The organism is Microbacterium sp. LWO13-1.2 (assembly GCF_038397725.1).
In the GTDB taxonomy this organism is placed as follows: Bacteria; Actinomycetota; Actinomycetes; order Actinomycetales; family Microbacteriaceae; genus Microbacterium.
Window position 1 is genome coordinate 451,478 of sequence record NZ_CP151634.1, and the last position, 18,198, is coordinate 469,675.

General features: G+C 68.2%; 10 protein-coding genes. All 10 read right to left on the reverse strand.

Features of this window, described 5'->3' with window-relative positions; all coding sequences use genetic code 11:
• Positions 1 to 10 precede the first annotated feature (10 nt).
• Genes MRBLWO13_RS02215 through MRBLWO13_RS02260 form a run of 10 tightly spaced genes read right to left on the reverse strand, consistent with a single transcriptional unit; the run spans position 11 to position 18,129 of the window.
• A complete protein-coding gene (locus tag MRBLWO13_RS02215; RefSeq protein ID WP_341976152.1) occupies positions 11 to 1,363 on the reverse strand; it encodes an RDD family protein in 1,353 nt (450 codons plus the stop codon).
• On the reverse strand, positions 1,360 to 2,091 hold the full coding sequence (locus MRBLWO13_RS02220; RefSeq protein WP_341976153.1) for a hypothetical protein: 732 nt from the start codon (positions 2,089 to 2,091) through the stop codon (positions 1,360 to 1,362). The genes MRBLWO13_RS02215 and MRBLWO13_RS02220 overlap by 4 nt, the downstream gene beginning before the upstream one ends.
• A complete protein-coding gene (locus tag MRBLWO13_RS02225) occupies positions 2,088 to 3,734 on the reverse strand; it encodes a protein kinase (RefSeq protein ID WP_341976154.1) in 1,647 nt (548 codons plus the stop codon). Before MRBLWO13_RS02225 ends, MRBLWO13_RS02220 begins: the two co-directional genes overlap by 4 nt.
• On the reverse strand, positions 3,731 to 5,266 hold the full coding sequence (locus MRBLWO13_RS02230; protein ID WP_341976155.1) for an FHA domain-containing protein: 1,536 nt from the start codon (positions 5,264 to 5,266) through the stop codon (positions 3,731 to 3,733). Before MRBLWO13_RS02230 ends, MRBLWO13_RS02225 begins: the two co-directional genes overlap by 4 nt.
• On the reverse strand, positions 5,266 to 6,075 hold the full coding sequence (locus tag MRBLWO13_RS02235; protein ID WP_341976156.1) for a protein phosphatase 2C domain-containing protein: 810 nt from the start codon (positions 6,073 to 6,075) through the stop codon (positions 5,266 to 5,268). The genes MRBLWO13_RS02230 and MRBLWO13_RS02235 overlap by 1 nt, the downstream gene beginning before the upstream one ends.
• A complete protein-coding gene (locus MRBLWO13_RS02240; protein ID WP_341976157.1) occupies positions 6,072 to 7,358 on the reverse strand; it encodes an RDD family protein in 1,287 nt (428 codons plus the stop codon). The genes MRBLWO13_RS02235 and MRBLWO13_RS02240 overlap by 4 nt, the downstream gene beginning before the upstream one ends.
• A complete protein-coding gene (locus tag MRBLWO13_RS02245) occupies positions 7,355 to 9,742 on the reverse strand; it encodes a transglutaminaseTgpA domain-containing protein (RefSeq protein WP_341976158.1) in 2,388 nt (795 codons plus the stop codon). The genes MRBLWO13_RS02240 and MRBLWO13_RS02245 overlap by 4 nt, the downstream gene beginning before the upstream one ends.
• Positions 9,739 to 11,001, reverse strand: a complete 1,263-nt coding sequence (locus MRBLWO13_RS02250; RefSeq protein ID WP_341976159.1) for a DUF58 domain-containing protein — start codon at positions 10,999 to 11,001, stop codon at positions 9,739 to 9,741. Before MRBLWO13_RS02250 ends, MRBLWO13_RS02245 begins: the two co-directional genes overlap by 4 nt.
• On the reverse strand, positions 11,001 to 11,972 hold the full coding sequence (locus tag MRBLWO13_RS02255; RefSeq protein WP_341976160.1) for a MoxR family ATPase: 972 nt from the start codon (positions 11,970 to 11,972) through the stop codon (positions 11,001 to 11,003). Before MRBLWO13_RS02255 ends, MRBLWO13_RS02250 begins: the two co-directional genes overlap by 1 nt.
• Positions 11,973 to 12,021: 49 nt before the next feature.
• Positions 12,022 to 18,129, reverse strand: a complete 6,108-nt coding sequence (locus tag MRBLWO13_RS02260) for an Ig-like domain-containing protein (RefSeq protein WP_341976161.1) — start codon at positions 18,127 to 18,129, stop codon at positions 12,022 to 12,024.
• Between the last annotated feature and the right edge of the window lie 69 nt (positions 18,130 to 18,198).

The window sequence follows — 18,198 nt, forward strand, 5'->3', positions numbered from 1 at the left end:
CGAATCCTGCTCATACCCATTCCACCTGCAGCGTCCGGTCACCGAATCGCACGGTGTCGCCGCGCTGCACCTCTGCGGGGTGCCCCGCGACGAGAGCCGTCTCCGACCCGTTCCGCACGACGGCGCTTCCGTTCGTCGACGCGCGGTCGACGACGAACACACCGCGTCGCGCGGGGATCACGGCGATGTGGGTCTTCGACACGGAACGCGTGTCATCGTGGACCCGCACCAAGTGCGCCTCGCCCTCTCCGGCGGCGGCGCTGGGCGACCGGCCGAAGATGGTGGTGCCACGCACCTCGATGCGATCGCCGTTGTCCAGCACGAGCACGGCCCGTACGCCGGCGGCTGCCGGTTCGACATCGGATGCCGGAAGCTCTGGCGCTGCGGGCGAAGACGCGGCGACGACCGGTGCGGGCTGAGGGGCTGCGGCGACCGGAGCGGGTTGCGACACCGACGCTGGAACAGGCGCCGGTGTCGCAGGTGCCGCCGGAGCAGGAGCCGCCGCTGGCGGCGCGTACTGCGACGGCCCGGGTGCACCCGTCGCGAGCGAGGGGGGAACCGCGGACACCATCGAGTCCGCTGCCGGCACGTCGGTCTGCGCCGCCGGCGACGAGCTCCGGTGCGCTCCGATCACGCCGCCGGACAGGCGCGCGCTCGGGACGTATTCCGCCACGGCATCCCGTGCCATCGGAGTGGCCAACGAGGGAAGCGGGGCCTTCTCCTCGTGCTCCGGCGTGTTCACGCGCTTGCGCGCGATGCGCATCCGCTTCTGGTCGTAGGGGTTCAGCCCCTTGCGCACATCGACGAACCAGGTCGCGGCGGCGAGATCCAGCCACCCCCTGTTGCGGCGCTCGATGTCGAACAGCGGCGAAAGGACGACGACGAGCAGCGGACCGATGAGCGGGATGACCAGCGACACGTACGCGACCAGATAGCGCACGACAGCGCCCCGCCAGAATCGGGGGCGCTCGAGGGTTCTGACGTTCACCGAGCGGATCCCGCAGATCCCCTTGCCGAGGGTGACGCCCTTGCGTCCGTGCAGCACGAGCTGCACGATGATGTACACCGTCATCAGCCCTTGCGAGACTGCCAGGGCGACGATGATCCAGACGAGGTCGCCGCGAGCGAAGAACTTCTCGCCATCGAATCCGCCGGCGGCCACCTGCGTCAGCAACGGCACCAGGACGATGATCGCCGGGATCATGATCAGCCCGGCCACGAACCACTCCAGCAGTGCCGCCAGAACGCGGCGACCACGAGGAGCGGGCACCAGTCCGAGCGATGCCGCGTATGCGGGATCGGGCCGTCCGTGCGCGTCGAGTCCCTCGATCACGGGTGCGCGATCGTCGATCTCCCAGATCACTCCGACTCCCCTTCGCCTTCGGCGTCGGCGGGAAGGGGAACGTCGAGCAGCGCGAGGTCTTCTCGGCTGACCAGACGCGACGCGATCACGTGCTCGACGAGACGGGCACGGCGGTTCGTGGCGAAGGTGCGTTGACCGCCGCGCATGCCGGGCACACCGATGCGATCGAACTTGTCGCACACGTTGTCGAGCTTTCGGTTGAACCGGGTGACCGTCCAGCCGAGCCGTTCGGCCGCCTTCGCAGATGTGGGGATCTCGCTCATTCCGGTGCCGTCCCTGCGCAGCTGGGGTTCGGCGAGGGCAAGGATCAGCAGCCTCTGACTGAGGGTCAGCGGAACCGCACCGATCGTGGATGCTCCGCCGTCATCGTGCTCGCGCTTCGTCGTCCGGAAGGTCGGCTCTGCGGCATGCAGGGTGAGTTCGTACGTCGTCGGGCCCGCGCTGAACACGACGGTCGTCGTCTCGAATACCAGAGGCAGTCGCGCACCTGGCGCCAGCCAGGCCTGTACACCGCCCACCGAGTCGGTCACCGTCGCGGTGAGTCGCGTCCCGACGTTCGCCAGCCACCAGAGACCGTCGTCGTCGCTGATCTCCAGGAAATGCCGGTGCAGGAACAGATTCTCGTCGAGTTCGAGGTCTCCCTCTCGCCCGACGATGAATCGACCTCCGGCCTCGATCGGGAAGTACTCACCGGCGAACTCCACCGTCACGCCTGCTGTGCCGCTCATTCCACGCACCCCCGAACCGCTTCCGACGCCCGGCCGTCATCACGACGCAGCAGCACATCGATGCACACCTTGCCCGCGGCCGGCGGCACGAACTGCGCCTTCGGTTCGGGTGCCTGCTGCGGATCCACCACACCGGTTACGTCGACGACCGACCAGATGAAGCTGTCGCCCTCGCGCGGATCCGGATTCGTCCAGGTGAATGTCACCTGTTCCCCGTCGCGCGTGCCGGTGAGTTCGGCCACCTTCGGCACTGCATCCGACGTCACGTCCTGCGGGACGACGTCGTCGTCGGTGGCGATCGGTTCCGGCGTCAATCCGGAGACGAGGAAATTCAGTCCGATGATCGCACCGACGATGATCGCCACGCCGGCGATGCCGAGGGTGACCCACAGCCCGGTGCGGCTGCGGGCTGGAGCGTGCGCAGCAGCGCCCACCGGCCGGTCTGCCACCGGTGCCGGCGTCATCGTCGGCGCCGGAGCTGTCGCGGCGCCCTCGGGCGCCACGACCTTCGGCGCCCTCAGGATCGTGCGCTCGTCGGCGCTGGCTGCCGTCACGGGAGCAGGTGCCACCGGCATCCGGAGTTGGGTCTCGTCGATCGCCGAATCCGCCGGCGCCGGCGAGTCGAAGCGCGGCATGTCGGGCTGGACCACCGACGGGTTCTTCCGCTGCGTCGTGGCCGACGGGCGGGTGAACGCGGCGACGTCAGGGTCGATGCTGACGATCTCGCGCACACGTGTGAGCCCGTCGCCGTCATCCTCGAGCTCTTCCGGGGACGGATGATCGTCGACGATATCGATCGGCGTCACCGAGTGCGAGAGCTCGATCTGCACCTTCTGCAGGGCGCGGCCGAACGCGACCGCGCTGGGGAACCTGTCGTCCGGGTTCTTCGCCATCGAACGTTCCAGGAGCCGCTGCAGGCTCGCCGGCGAGTCCGGGCGGCCCAGCTGCGGCAGGGCGCCGCGCTCGATCCGCTCGATGAGATCGGCGCTCGAGTTGCGCTCGCCCGGACGCTCGAAGGGCGAACGGCCGGCCAACAGCGTGTAGAGCGTCGCCCCGAGAGCCCAGACGTCGGTACGCGGTCCACTCTGCGGCGGCTCGGCGAACGACTCGGGCGGCGACCACGGGATGGACATTCCGGATGCTTCACCGGTCGCGCCGGTCGTCGAGGCGATGCCGAAGTCGGTCAGCGCCGGCCGGTTGTACTCGGTGACGAGGATGTTCGCCGGCTTGATGTCGCGGTGCAGGACGCCCGCCCGGTGAGCGGTCTCGACGGCCCCGGACACCTGGATGCCGACGCGCAGCGCTTCGGCCACCGAGAACGGCTCCTTGCGGGCGCGGAGCTGGAGGTTCGGACGCGGGCAGTACTCCATCACCAGATACGGACGACCGTCTCCGGCGACGTCGGACTGGTAGATCGTGACGATCGCGGGGTGCGTGGACAGCATCGCCATCACGTTCGCCTCATCGGCGAACTCGCGTGCGGCACCGCTGGAGATCCGGTCGGCCAGCAGCACCTTCACTGCCACGCGCCTGCGGGGCATCTGCTGCTCGTACAGGAACACATCGGCGAAGCCACCGGTGCCGAGCGGCTCCAGATAGGTGAAGCCGGGCAGCTCAGGCGGCGGCGAAGGACGACGACTCATGGGAGATCCTCGAATGCGACGGTGACGCCGTCGCCAAGATCCACCACATCTCCGGAGAGGACGAGCGTCTGCTCGCCGGGGTGCAGACGCAGTGGATCAGCGCCGGGCCGGAGCAACGTGGATCCGTTCGTCGTGTGCAGATCGATCACGACAACCGTGTCGCCCTCTGGCCGGATCTCCAGATGGCTGCGGGAGATGTCCTGCTGCGGGCTCTCGACAGCGACGAGGTGCGGCATGTTCGCGCCGCTCGCACGCGTGGACCGAGGGCGCCGTCCGATGATCACGGTGCGGTCGAGCGCGATGACCTGGCCGGTGGACATCCGGATGCGACCACCCTGCGCCGCCGCGACCGGAATCACGGCTGTCGCCACCTCGTCGGCCACGGCCGGCGGCTGCTGACGGAGCGCCCGCAACTCGGCTGCAGAGATCGTGGCGCCGTCGTGGTCACCCGTCGCATCGACGGGGGGCGCCTTCGTACCGGGCTGATCGGAGACTGCGGACACGGAGTGCACCGTCTCGCCCCAGAGCTGGTCGAAGTCGTCGTCGGCGGACGGCGCGAGCGTCACCTCGGTCGGGAACAGCGTCACGCCGTCGATCACGGGCATGACGGGCTCGTCCGCCTCATCCGCGGAGACCACGTCGGACGCGTCATCCGCGGAGCTCTCGACCGACTCGACGTCACCCGACTCTCCGCCGTCCTCCGAGATCGGCGCAACGGGCAGCGCTTCGGTCGGCGCCGCGTCGATCGGAGTCTCCGCACCGGCGGGAACGTCCGAGAGCGCCGATTCGGCGACGGAGCCGGCACTCGCCAAGACGGAGGCGATGGGCCCCGGTGACTCGGCGGCATCGTCCACGGCCGCGACGAGCGGCTCCGCAGCCGACTCGACGGGCTCGGGTGGGCCAGCCTCGATGACGGGCCCGACGGAAGCGTCTCGCTCCGTCGGTTCTGACGCAGAGCCCGAGACACCCGGAACGGGGAAGGCGGCGAGAAGCGGAGCGGGCGCACCGGCCAGGGCAGCCGCGGAGACGCCCATCGAGGCGGAGACCACGACCGGGGTCGGACCCAACGCACTCGTGAGCTGCTCGGCGTCGTCCGGTTCGAGATCGGCGCTCACCGCAGCCGCGAGCACGAGCCCGCTGTTCACCGTGAGGACGGACCCGGAACCGGTCTCCTCCACGGTGATCTCCACCCTGGTCGCACCGGCAACGAAACGCTCGCTCCAGGTCGTGACCTCGGCACCCGAGAATTCCACGGCACCGGTCGCAGAGCTGACCCGTGCGACGACGCGTCCGCGCAGCGCGATCCTCAGGTCGGCACCTTCAGCCACCGCTGCCACGAACGGGGGAAGCGCCGTGAACGAACCACCGGCGTGCGATGTCAGCACGTCGACGACCGTCGCGAGTGTCTTCGTGCCCGGCAGCCGCTCCCACAGTCCCGCGAGGATCTCCCCGGGCACGTCGGGCGGCAATGCGACGAGTGCACCCGGAATCACCATCAGGTACCACTGTCCCGGTCGGTAGATCGTCTGCATCAGCGTGTCCCTCCTGCAGCTGTACGCGGCCGTGTGTCCATGTCGAAGTCATCGGCTTCAATCGGCGTCCCCGGCCGGGTCACCACCGAGACGGCATCCAGGATCACCACGGTGATGTTGTCCCGTCCGCCCGCCTGCACTGCCTCTTCGACCAGTACGTCGGCCGCTGTCTGCGGATCCGGGGTCGTCAGCAGGATGTCACGGATCCGCGCATCCGTCACCTCCGAGGTGAGTCCGTCGGAGCAGACCATGATCCGGTCCCCGAGTTCCGCCGGGAACAGCCAGTAGTCAGCATCTCCGGTGCTGCTCGCACCGATCGCCCTCGTGATGATGTTGCGGCGTCGATCCGTGGCGGCATCCTCGATGGTGAGCTCACCGGCCTCGATGAGTTCCTGCACCACGGAATGATCGACCGTGATCTGCTCCAGGTCGCCGTCGGCCAACCGATACGTGCGGGAATCGCCGATGTTCATCGCCAGCCAGTAGCCGACGCCGTCGACCGAGGCGATCACGACGCCGCTGAGCGTCGTGCCCGCGCGGCCGTTGCCCGACGTCGAGAGTTCTTCCACCGCATCCCTGGCTCGCGCCAACGCGCCGCGGACGTCGTCCAGCGCGAGGGCGGAGCGGCCGACGAAGAGCGAGAATTCGGCGATCACCGCGGCACTGGCGCGTTCGCCGGCCTCGTGTCCGCCCATTCCGTCGGCGACGAGGAAGACCGGGGCGCTGGCCAGGAGCGCGTCTTCGTTGAGCGCGCGCCGGAGGCCGGGATGCGTCGCGAACCCCGTCGACACGCTGACTGCGGAACTCACGCGTAACCACCGATCGTCACGATGCGGTCACCGATCTCGATGGCATCGCCGAGGCGTACCGGGACGCGTTGCCCTGCCGGGCACGCGATTCGCTGACCGTCGCGCACGATGGTCATGCCGTTGGTCGAGTGACGGTCGAGGACCCAGCCGCCCGACGTCTCCGCTGCGGCCTCGAAATGCGTCTTCGAGAGGGAAAGGGTCTCATCGCGCACCGAGACGAGAGTTGCGCCGTCTTCCGGTGCGGGATTGCGTCCGAAAACGGTGCGGCGCGAGACCGAGACGCGCGTGCCATCGTCCCACGTGAAGATCAGCCGATGCCCGGGAACGCTGATCCGCGTGTCTTCGAGTTCGGCATCGTCCACGGATTCCGCGGCAGGCGGGGCCGCCGGTGCGACCGGGGCCGCGGGAGCGGATGCGGGCGCGGGGGGCGTGTAGGTCGGCGCCGGGGGTGCGTATGTCGGTGCGGGCTGGATATCGACCGCAGGTTCCGGGGCTGCAGCGGGGGCGACGCGCGGCGGCTGTGCATCCTGCGTCACACCCGGGACGAAAGCAATGAGCGCACCCGGTTCGGCCACCGGCGCGGCCGGGACGACCGGTCGGCGTGCGGAAGCCGGCAGGACTGGAGCGGCCGGCGCGACGGGCGAAGCGACCGGAGCGCCCGGCCCGGCGGGAGCAGCTGCCGAGGCGAGACCGGCAGGGAAGGCGGGAGGTCCGGATGCTGCGGCGGGCGCCGGGAAGCCAGGCAGCGCGGCGGAGGGCGCAGGGTCCGACGCGCGCGTCGGCCGCTGCGGAACCACGGCGGGCCCCGTCATCCACACGCTCGGCGAACCCGTGGCCCGCGCGTCCAGCATCAGCGAGTTCGCGACCTTGTCATGCCAGCCCTGATAGCGGCCGGAGCCGTCGAACAGGGGTGTGAAGTAGCCGACGACGATCGAGGCGGCGAGGCCGAAGATGACGTTTCGCAGCAATGCACGCCCGAACCCGAGCGGGGCGCCATCGACGGCACCGGCCAGCCGGAGTCCCTGCGCACGCATGCCGATCGACCCGTTCTTCGACTGCATCAGGGTGTACACGATGAACCAGCCGAGCAGGATCAGGCTGACGATGGGTCCGCCGATCAGGAGCGTCGTGAGCGTTCCTTCGATAGAACCAGTGAGGGAGGCGGCGATCATCAGGCCGCCGCCGAGCACGATGGTGAGGCCGGTGGCGATCGCTGCGTCGATGACGTAGGCCACCGCGCGCCGAGAGATCGGGGCGACCTGTCCGAACGCAAGCTGGGTCATGGGGTCTCACTCTCGGGTGACGGTGAAGTAGTGGTCTTGATCGTGCCAGGTTCACGCCGGACGCGCGCCGCCGCGGCATCCTTCAGGCTCTGCAGCTGCTGCGAGACCGCCGAGTCGCCCATCAGTGACCGAAGGTTGAGTCGCGCCTTGGTGCGCTTCCAGAAGCCGGCCTCGCTGTGGAGACCGCCGACGATCTCATCGACCTCGCTCCAGAAGGCATCCACGTCCTCCGGGGTGGGCTCCGCCGGACCGAAGACCTCGGCATCCGCGCGCTCGGCGAGGGTGGTGACCGTGGGAACGGGGAGGGAGCTGGCCACCGCGGTGGCCTCCTCGATGCGAGTTCCGCCGGGAGCGAGGCGTGCTCCGTAGTCGACGGCGCGGTCGGTGAGTTCGTCCCAGCCACCGCTGATCCGGTCGGCGGTGCGGGCCGCCGAACGGCGAGTGCGACGCTTGGCCGCCTTCCACGCGCCGATCACGATGAACGGCGACATCAGCAGCGCGATGATGCCGAGTGAGATCCCGCCGATGACGAGGATCGCCGCGAGGATGCCGGCGAGGTTGAGGTTCTCGTCCTCGGACTCACGGTCATCGGGAAGCGTCGGCGGCAGGTCGACCGGCTCCTGGGGCGGGGGCGGCGGCTGCAGGACCTGCGGCTTCGGATCGACCCGCGGCTTCGTGTTCTGGTCGTTGGGGACCTTGTCCTCCGGCGGGGTCGGGTTGAACGTGAGCCAGCCGAGCCCATCGAAGTTGATCTCCACCCAGGCGTGCACGTTGTCGCCGGTGGCTTCGAACAGCGGCGCGCCGTCCTGCTCCTCCTCGGGGTAGAACCCCATCACGACGCGAGCGGGGATGCCGGCTTCGCGTGCGAGCAACGCCATCGCCACCGAGTACTGCTCGTCGTCACCGATCATCTGATCGCCGCCGATGAGTGTCGAGATGCGCTCGGCGGTGTGCCCGGCACGTGAGAGCACTTCGCCCTCGAGGCCGTGGCTGAAGAATCCGCCCTCGGCGAGGAAGGTCTCCAGCGCCCTGACCTGCTCGATCGGCGACTCGGCGCCGGCAACGGTGTCGGATGCGAGCGAGGTGAGTTCCTCGGGAACGTTGCTCTGCTTGGGCATCGGCACCGTGCCGAATTCGACATCGGCCAACTGCTCGTCATCGAACTCGGCGGGGATGACGGTGTCGACCGTGTACGAGTCGCCCGCCTTCAGCTTCGGTGTGGCGACAGCGGTTCCGGTCGAGCCGTTGTAGTACGTGCCGCGCTGGAGTTCCTCGGCGCGGTCGCCCGCGAACTCGATCGCGGAGACCTCGCCGGTCTCCGGCACCCATACGCCGCGGTACTCGTCGATCTCGACCTGCAGGGTGACCGGCACGCCTTCGGCATCCGGGGACATGTTGGAACGCAGCGGCGCGAAGGCACTGGAGGACTCCGGCCCGCCGTTGGTGACGTTGTAGACCATTCCGTCGTACTGGTCCATGGTCGCGATCCGGATGCGGGAGCCCTTGGGCAACCCGCGCACCGTGAAGAGCGTGTCGTTCAGGTCGTCGCGCACGATCTTGCGGAAGGACTGCAATGCGCTCGGATAGTCCCGGATGTTGAACGGCGGGATGATCACGTCGCGGAAGATGTGGCGCGGCGCGACCGGAGCGGCGACCGCGCTGGTGGCGATGCCCGCACCACCGGCGATGGCGAGCACAGCGACGCCGGCGAGTAGTCTGCGCATCCGCATGTGGGCGGCCCGCGACGGGTCCACCTCGCTGACCGAGATGGCCGCGTTCTGCGGCGCCCAGAGCTGGCGCAGCGCGAGCCAGGCGACGGTGAGCGCGGCGAACACGAAACCCTGCACGACGGGGAACGCCGGTTCCGGTGTCCCCAGCGCGATCACGAGGATGAGCATGAACCCAGCAGGGAGCAGGGCCCAGGCGACCTGCCGCAGACGGAGCGCGAGGGATGCCGTGAGCACCGTGATCACGAGAGTGAGCAGGAACGGCACGAGGAGGTGTCCGTCGGCGGCGGCGACCGGAGCCACGGTCGTCAGCAGTTGCTTCCATGAGGTGACGGCGCCGAGCGCCAGCTGCCGCAATGTCTCGAGCGTCGGAACGAACCCGGCGATCGTCGTATGCGGCAGTGCGAGCGCCCCACCGAAAACGAAGTAGGCGGCGATCGTGAGGCCGCTGACGATGAGGATGCCCCAGTGGCGCCACGTCGCGAGAGCGGCAATGCTGAGCCCCAGCAGAAGAGCGCCGATGGCGGCGAGCAGGTAGGACGGACCGGCGAAGGTCGGCCAGAAGCCGACGATCGAGACGCCGACGACGAGTGCCGTCGCGACCAGGTCGAGGATCCAGCGGCGCGGCGGAAGTGCCGAGGACGCGGGCGAGGTCATGCGAGCACCTTCCGCAGAGCGAGGGGAACCTGTTCGAGGGCGCCGATGGTCATCACGTCGGCATCGCCGATCCGCTGCAGGGCCGGGGAGGACACCGTGCCATCGGCGACGATGGCGAGCACCCGGGCGCCGAACGGCAGCCGGGCGCATGCCAGTCGGAGGCTGTCGGTCGACACCTTGGACCCGCACACGAGAACCACGACGCTGGCGAGCGGCATATGCGCGGCGACGACGCCCGCGAGTTCGGCGATACCGCCGTCGCGCGGCTTGCTGTGCTCCACCGCTGACAGGGAGTCGAGCAGCTGCTTGCCGGTGCCGGCGGGCAGGTCCCTGCCCTGCACGCGCACGTCGACGCGCTGCGAGTCCCTGATCGCGCGCAGGCCGACGGACCCGGCAGCGGAGATCGCCAGCTCGAAGTCCTCGTTCGTCGCGTAATCACCGGACGAGCGGGAGAGGCCGATCACGAAGTGCGACCGGCGGGTCTCCTCGTACTGACGCACCATCATCACCCCGGTGCGTGCCGTGGACTTCCAGTGCACGTGACGCAGGTCGTCACCCGGCTGATACTCGTTCAGCGCATGGAAGGACACGTCGTCACGCGAGAGGTCAGCGGCAGGCAGTCCCTCGAGGTCGCGCAGGTATCCGAGCGATTGACCGTCGAACAGCACGGTGCGCGGGTGCACGTACAGGTCGACCGGGTCGTCGCGACGGTGTGCCCGTTCGAACAGGCCGAGTGGGTCGCCGCGGACCACGCTCACCGGTCCGACCTTGACCACCCCGCGCTTCTGCGTGGGAATCGCGAAGAGCTCCTCCGCCTCCTCCCCCGGAGCAAGGCGCTGGATGCCGAACTCACCGCGGCCGGAGCCGACCGGGAGCACGACGCGCGAGGGCAGGATCGCCCTCGTGCCGCGGTTCGCCAGAGTCAGCGCGCCGACGGCGCGTTCGCCGACCACGACGCGGGTACGCGCAAGATCGAGCGAGACGTCATACGCGGTGCGGCCGATCAGGAACAGCGCGCACAGCGCGACCGTGATGGCGACGACGACCGCGGCAACGGTGAACTCGGACCAGCCGGCCACCTGGCCGAGAACCCAGAAGCCGACAGTGGTCGCCATCAGCACCCAGGCCAGCGGACGGATGGATGCGGTGATCTTCCGGAGACGAGCCAGGATGCGCGCGCCGATGACCGCCGCGATGTCTTGCCAGCCGGCGTCGCGGTCGGTCGGCACCGGCGGCGCCTGAAGCGTCTCCGCGGTCATCAGGCCGCCGTTCGTGCCTGCGGCGCTGCCACCGCATCCAGGACGCGGGAGATGACCACGTCGCTGCTCGTGCCCGCGAATTCCGCTTCGGCGTCGAGCAGCAGACGGTGCTGCCACACCGGGCGGGCGAGGGTCTTGATGTCGTCGGGGAGCACGAAGTGACGGCCGTGCGCTGCCGCCCACACCTTGGCCATGCGGATCATCGAGATCGCGCCGCGCACCGAGACGCCCAGACGGATCGCCGAGTCGTTGCGGGTCGCTTCGACGAGTTCGGCGACGTAGCGCAGTACTGCCGGCTCGACGTGCACGGATGCACCCAGGTCGGCCATGTCGGCGACCGCGCTCGTCGTGATGATCGCGCTGAGTCCGGCCGAGGGGTTGCGGTCGGAGGCTCCGGCGAGGATGCTCTCGGTGATCGCGAGGTCGGGGTAGCCGATCGAGGTCTTGATCAGGAAGCGGTCCAGTTGCGCCTCGGGGAGCTTGTAGGTACCGGCCTGCTCGATCGGGTTCTGGGTCGCGATGACGAGGAACGGACGTCCGGCCTCGTGCGTGACGCCGTCGATGGTGACCCGCGACTCCTCCATCACCTCGAGCAGTGCGGACTGCGTCTTCGGCGAGGCGCGGTTGATCTCGTCGGCGAGCACGATCGACGCGAAGATCGGTCCCTTGTGGAACTCGAACTTGTGCGACTGCTGGTCGTAAATGGTGACACCGGTGACGTCGGACGGCAGCAGGTCGGGCGTGAACTGGATGCGGGAGCTGGTGCCCTGCACCGTCGCCGCGAGCGCCTTCGCGAGGCTGGTCTTGCCGGTGCCGGGGGCGTCCTCCAGGAGGACATGTCCCTCGGCGAGCATGGCGGAGAGCACGAGGCTGACGACCTCGCGCTTGCCCTGCACGGCCTTGTCGATGTTGTCGACGAGGCGGTGGAACGTGCCCTGGAACCAGGCGGCCTGTTCGGGTGTCATTGTCATGAGGATTCCATTCGTTCTCGGTTCTTCGAAGTTGTCGTCGCGCCGGCCGTCACCAGGTGACGGATCCGGATTCCTTGTTGTACCCGGGTCCTTCGATCCACACGGAGACGCGCTCACCCGGATACCCGAAGTAGCAACTGGTCCGGGTGGCTCCGTTGGCTGGGAGCGACATGGTCCGCGGGCTCGTTCCGCCGATACGGCTTCCGTTCTCGAGACAGGTCACGGTGAAATTGCCCGCCGTGAAGTTCTCGGTGTTCACCACGATCCAGCGGCACGGGTCAGTGCTGCAGCCGGGTTCACCCTTCGCGGAAACGCCCTTGCTCGCCCACGCCTTCGGCGCCGGCGGATCGCTGGTGACGGCGGATGCCGAGGCGACCGGTGTCCACTGATTTGCGGTGTCTCGCGCTCTGACCTCGATGGTGTAGCGCTGCTGATAACCGTTGCCCGGCGTCCGCGATCCCGTCTGCGGCACGTCCTGCCAGCCGCCGTTGTTCACGTTGATCTGCGTGAGCTCGATCGGCCGGCCGTTGGCGGACCCTCTCGAGTCCCAGGTGAGCTCGACGCTGGTGCCGAGGTTCCTGGCGTTGGCCTCCGGCGCGCGCGGTGCCCCGTACGGGATCTCGGCGATCGCATTCGACGGACTGCCTACGTAGGTGCTGCCGTCGACGTTGGCGACAGCGCGCACCTCGACCCGGTAGGAATCACCGTTGCGCAGCCCCCCGATGGTCCCCAGGAGCGGCGGGTCGAAGCCCGCATCGCGGGTCACGCTGCCGAAGTCGGCCCATCCGCCACCGTTCAACTGGTACTGGTACCTCAACTCGTCGGAGCGGGCGCCGTTGCGCGCCGGTTCCGAGAAGTGGGCGAAGAGTGCTCCGTCGCGGGGGGTCACGCTCCCGAGGCGCGGCGCGCCGGGTGCGATCACGCCGCGGCGTGGCGCGGACGCGGCGCTCGGCTCACCCCACCCGGCCTTGTTGTGAGCCAGGATGCGGTACGTGTACGCGGTCTCCGACGTCGGCACGACGACCGCGAAGCTCGTCGCGCCGGCAGCGGGCTGGTGCGTGCGCACCAGGCTCGAGCCCTCGTAGACCTCCAGCGTGTAACTGTCGATCACATCACCGTTGTTGTTCGGCGCGATCCAGTTCACCTGCATCTGCGCCTGGTCACCGACCGGCGCCAGTTCCGTCGTCGTCGGAGCCCCTGCCGCGAACGGCGGACCGGCCGGAACCTCAGATGTCGACCAGTTGCTCCAGCTCGACGGCTCCGGCGCCCGGTTATGCGCCTGCACCTTCACCTGATAATTGGCGCCGTTCTCCAGACCCTCCCAGGTCATCGAGTTCCCCGTGACTTCCTTCTGCGTGATCCCAGACGGCGGCGCCGGCGAAATCTCCAACGTGTAGCGCTCCACGGGGGAACCGGGGGTGGTCGGCGTCGTCCACGCCACCTGCAAGGACTTGTCCCCGAACTTCAGCGTCGGCGGATTCGGAGTGTCAGGACGCGCATCCGGACGCGCGATCTGCGATGCTCCGGACGGCTCCGACTCGCCCACACGGTTCGTCGCCGTCACCTGGAAGGTGTACTCGACGTTGTTCGTCAGGCCGTCGAGGGTGCACGTCGTCGACTGGCACTCCTTCGAATACGCGCTGCCCTGCACCGACTTGACGGTGTACTTCGTGATCTCCGCGCCGTTGTTCGACGGCGCACCATATGACACCACCACGGTGCGGTCCTGCACGCTCGTGACCGTCGGGGCGCCCGGTGCCGCCGGAACGCCCTGCACCGTCACGACGACCTGTCCCGAGGCTTCCCGGTCGGGGTCTTCCGTCGCATCCTGGATGCGATAGCGCACCACGAGCGTGCCGACGAACTCCTTGGACGGTGTGACGACGAGTTTGTCCCCGTCTTTCTCCACCGAACCGCTGCCCGTCTCGACGACGAATGAGGTCAGCTTCAGAGGGGTTTCGGGGAATGGGTTGAAGTCATTCGCGAGCACCGGCACCGTGATCGGCTTACCCTGATCCGCCTCGGAGATCGTGTCGGTGTTCGCCGCCGGCATCGCCCGGTTCGATGCGGTGACCTGCACCAGCACCGTGCCCTCGACGGGTTCGGTCTCACCGTCGTCCACGCGCAGGGTCAGCGTCGCGACGGTGCCCTTCTTGGCATTCGACGAGGCCTCGACGGAGAGCTTCCCACCGCGAACCTGAGCCGTGATGCCCTTGCCCTCGCCACCGGTGAGCGTGTACTTGTGCTTGCCCGCGTCTTCCGGGTCCGGATCGACGGTCAGCGGTACCAGGTCGAGTACCTCGGCCTTCTCGCCCGGGGAGACGTTGATCTCTCCGCGGATGAACGTGGGCTGTTGATTCTCCGGTGGGAGCACATTGATCGGGATGCTCAGCGTCGCCTTGCGGCCCTCAGGGTCATCCGGGCCCGTGCCATCCGTCACCTCGAACGTGAGGGAGTCCTGACCGAAGTAGCCCGGCGCCGAGGTGTAGACCAGGGTCCGCTCGTCCTTGACGAGGTTCGAACCGTCAGACTTCGCTGCCGCGACCTTTGCGTGCTCGGTGATCACGACATCGCCGCCGCCGGCGACGGTGACGTACTCGGAGAGCGGGAGCTCCTTCGTCTCACCGCTGATGACTTCCAGCGGCTTCGTCGACGTGAGGGTCGGGCGCAGCCCGTCCACCGACGGCACGAAGATGAACGCCGAAGCCGCCAGACCATCCTGATCGGTGAGCGTGTACCGGATCAGCTGCAGCTCGTCGGTGACGGTGACTCTGATCTTGCCGTTCTCCAGCGGCGTACCACCGTCGCCGACCTCCAGGTCAAGACGTTCGACGGTTCCATCGGGATCCTCGTCGTTCTCGAGGATGTCGAGGTCTGCGGTCAGACTTCCCTTCTCAAGGTCGACCGGACGCAGCCGATCGTCACGAGCGACCGGCGCCACGAGCGGCACTTCCTCGTCGACGGTGATCTGCAGCACGGCCGATGCGGTCGCACCGCGTGTGTCGCTGATGGAGTACTGCAGCGAGGTCTCCAACGACTTGTCGGGAGCCTGGACCAGGACGCGGTCGCCGGACACTCGTGCCGACAATCCACCGATGTCGGGCACTTCGAGGCCGTCCTTGACGAGCGCCACCTTCTCGCCCTCAGGATCGGAATCGTTCACCAGCACGGGGACCGCGATCTCGCGCCCCGGACGCACCACCACGGCATCCTTCACCGCATACGGGGCCTGGTTCACCTGCTCCGCCGGAGCGATACCGACACGGATCGTCGCCGTGCCCTCTTTACCGAGGCGATCACGCACCCGGTACTTGAACGTGTCCACGCCGGTGGAGTCGTCGAACGCCTCGTAGGTGAAGTAGTTCTGCGCGACCTCGATGATGCGGCCCTTGGTCGGGGACGAGGCGATGTCGAGGAGTTCGACGGAGTCGCCGTCGCCATCGATGCCGTCGAGCGGCACGGCGATGTTCACCTCGGTGCCGCTGAGTGCGCGCGCGACGAGATCCCGGGGGCGCGGGGCAGCATTCGTCTCTTCGTCGATCGGCAGGATCTGCACGGTCACGTACCCGGCAGACTTCTGCTGGCGAGAATCCACCGCCTCGTAGGTGAAGTAGACCGTCTTCGCCTCGGCACCGGCCTTGAACCGGACTGCGTCCTGGGAGACGAACGCCTCACCGTCCTCCGGGTCGACGAACGGCTCGATGAGTTCGGGGGCGACGTGCAGGGCATCGTCGCTGGGGTGGGTGTCGTTGTCGAGGACCGGGATGGTGACGACATCTCCGGCACGCACATAGACGGTGTCCGGGTTCGCGATCGGCTGCAGGATCTTCTCGGGCGCCGGGATCGGCACCACCACGACCTCACCGTCGGCGGACTTCGATCCGTTCGAGATGCGATAGCTGATCCGGACGGTCTCCTCCAGGGTTCCCTGGTCGGTGATGCGCAGGGTTTCATGGTTGAGCACCGACACGGAGATGCCGGTACTCGGCTCCATCGTCACGGACTGCACGACGAGGATGCCGCCGGAAGGATCGGTGTCATTGTTGAGCACGCCGATGAGCGCATCGCCACCGGTGGGCAGCAACGCCACGTCACGGACGGCGACCGGAGGCAGATCGACCTCGGCCCCCTCCGTCACATCGATGCGCACAAGACCTTCACCGTTCTCAGGGCCCGCGGTCGCGAGATACTGCACGTAATAGACCCCGGCGGTCGGCGCCGAGAACGTGAACGTCTTGTTCGTGAAGTCAGGCAGGATCGTCGCACCGGGCGACTCGTCGACACGACCCAGACGCAGCGGCTCACGGCCCGAGCTCGTGTCGTTCGCGAGGGGCGCGACGGTGATCTGCTCACCGACCCTGGTGACGACGTGATCGGCGTTCGTCTTCGGCTTCGTGGTTCCCTGCGGGCGCACATCGAGAGTGATCGTCGCCGTCGAGGTCTCGCCGGAGCCGTCGGCGACCGTGACCTGCACGTCTTTGCGGCCCTGCTGGCTCGCGGTCGCCTTGTATGTCAGTTGACCATCGGTGCTGAAATCGACTTCATCGCCCGGAGCCGCCACGACTGCCTTGAGGTAGATGTCATCGCCGTCGGGATCGATCCAGTCCGGGAGAATGTTGTAAGAGACCGTGCCACCAGCCTCGACCGTCAGCGACGTCTTGCGCTTGGGTGATGGCGCCGCGTTGACGTCCCATCCGTGCACCGACAGCGACACCGTCGCGGTGTCCTTGCCGCCTCGGCCGTCGTCGACCTCGTACGTGAACGATCCCGAGCCGGATGCGTCCTCCGGCACGGCAATCTGCAGAGACGCCCCGTTGTAGATCGGCTGCACGGTGCCGATGGCGGGCTGCTGCTCGGCGATCGCCGCAACCAGCACATCACCATCCGGGTCGTTGTCGTTGTCGATCACCGGGAGCAGAGCCGATGCCCCAGGACGCACGCCGAAGGAATCATCCTCCGCGATCGGCGGGGTGTTCACCTCGCTGCGCTCCGGCAGGGTCGTCTCCACCGTCTCCTCGGTGGAGTCCTCCTGGTTCTCCGTCTCGCCCTCCGGCGGGGTCAGGTCGTTCCAGTTGTCGACGCGCTGCAGACTCTCGTTCGCCATCCACGCGGCACCGCCGACGGCGTCGTTGAGGATGATCACATCGCGGTTCACCCGGAACGTGAGGGTCTTCGAATCCTTCGCATCCTTGATCGACGCCGCCACGTCATTGCTGTCGCCGGGGCACTCGCGAACGAACCTCGCGGCACCCGCCCACGCGCCGTAAGTACAGCCCTTCAAGAACACCGGAGCCGCCGAAGCACCCTCGCCCCCGGCATCCGTCACAACAGGCTCGCTGCCATCCAGCGGCACCTGCACCAACGCCGACGCAGTTGCGACAGCAACCGCATCCGTCTCCGCCGACGCCTGCTGCAGCACCGCGCCATCCGCATTCGGGATCTCAGTACGGAACCCGCCCGGGGTCAGTACGACACCAGACACCGCATCCAGCACCACCGGGGTGCGGCCCACGACGGTGATCGTTGCCTCTGCCGGATCGATCTCGCCGAGCGAGGCCGTCGAGGACTCCAGCGGCTCTCCCTCGTTGTCGACCGAGACCGTGACGACCTCGCCGCGCGTGCTGGACAGGCCGAAGACTGTGCCGTCCTGCGCGACGGCGACATCGGCGTCCTTGCCGAGCTCTGCAGCCGGCTCCTTGGACTCGATCTCGAAGGAGGCGATCCCCTTCACCGGCACGACCCACAGGTCGCCCGACTTCTGGTCGAGGATCGCCGCGGTCTGATTCCCGAGCGCCACCTTGGCGGATCCGGGGATGCCGGTGGAATCGCCCAGCGACACCCTGGCCGGGTCCACCGAGCTGACGGTCGACGATCCTTCGTCGACGACGAGCACACTGGTGGCGTCCTGCAGAATGTCGTAGTTCTCGCCCGTGGTCCGCAGACCCCCGTCGAGCACCGTGGATTCGTGGTTGAAATGCCCGACGAGCAGACTCGACGTCTTCGTGATCCAGACGCCGCCGTCGTTCAGATCGACCTTCGTCGTCGGAAAACCTTCATACGTCAGGGCCATCGTGGTGAGTGCGACGACGCCGGCGGTCACGCCTGCTGCCGAGGCCAGAACCTTCGGCCGCGCGCGAATCCACGACAACGCCTTCATACTCATTTCCCCCTGGTGGCACGATTCGGCTCTGAGTCGGTCGCTCGAAAGCGCCGCAGATACCCGGTA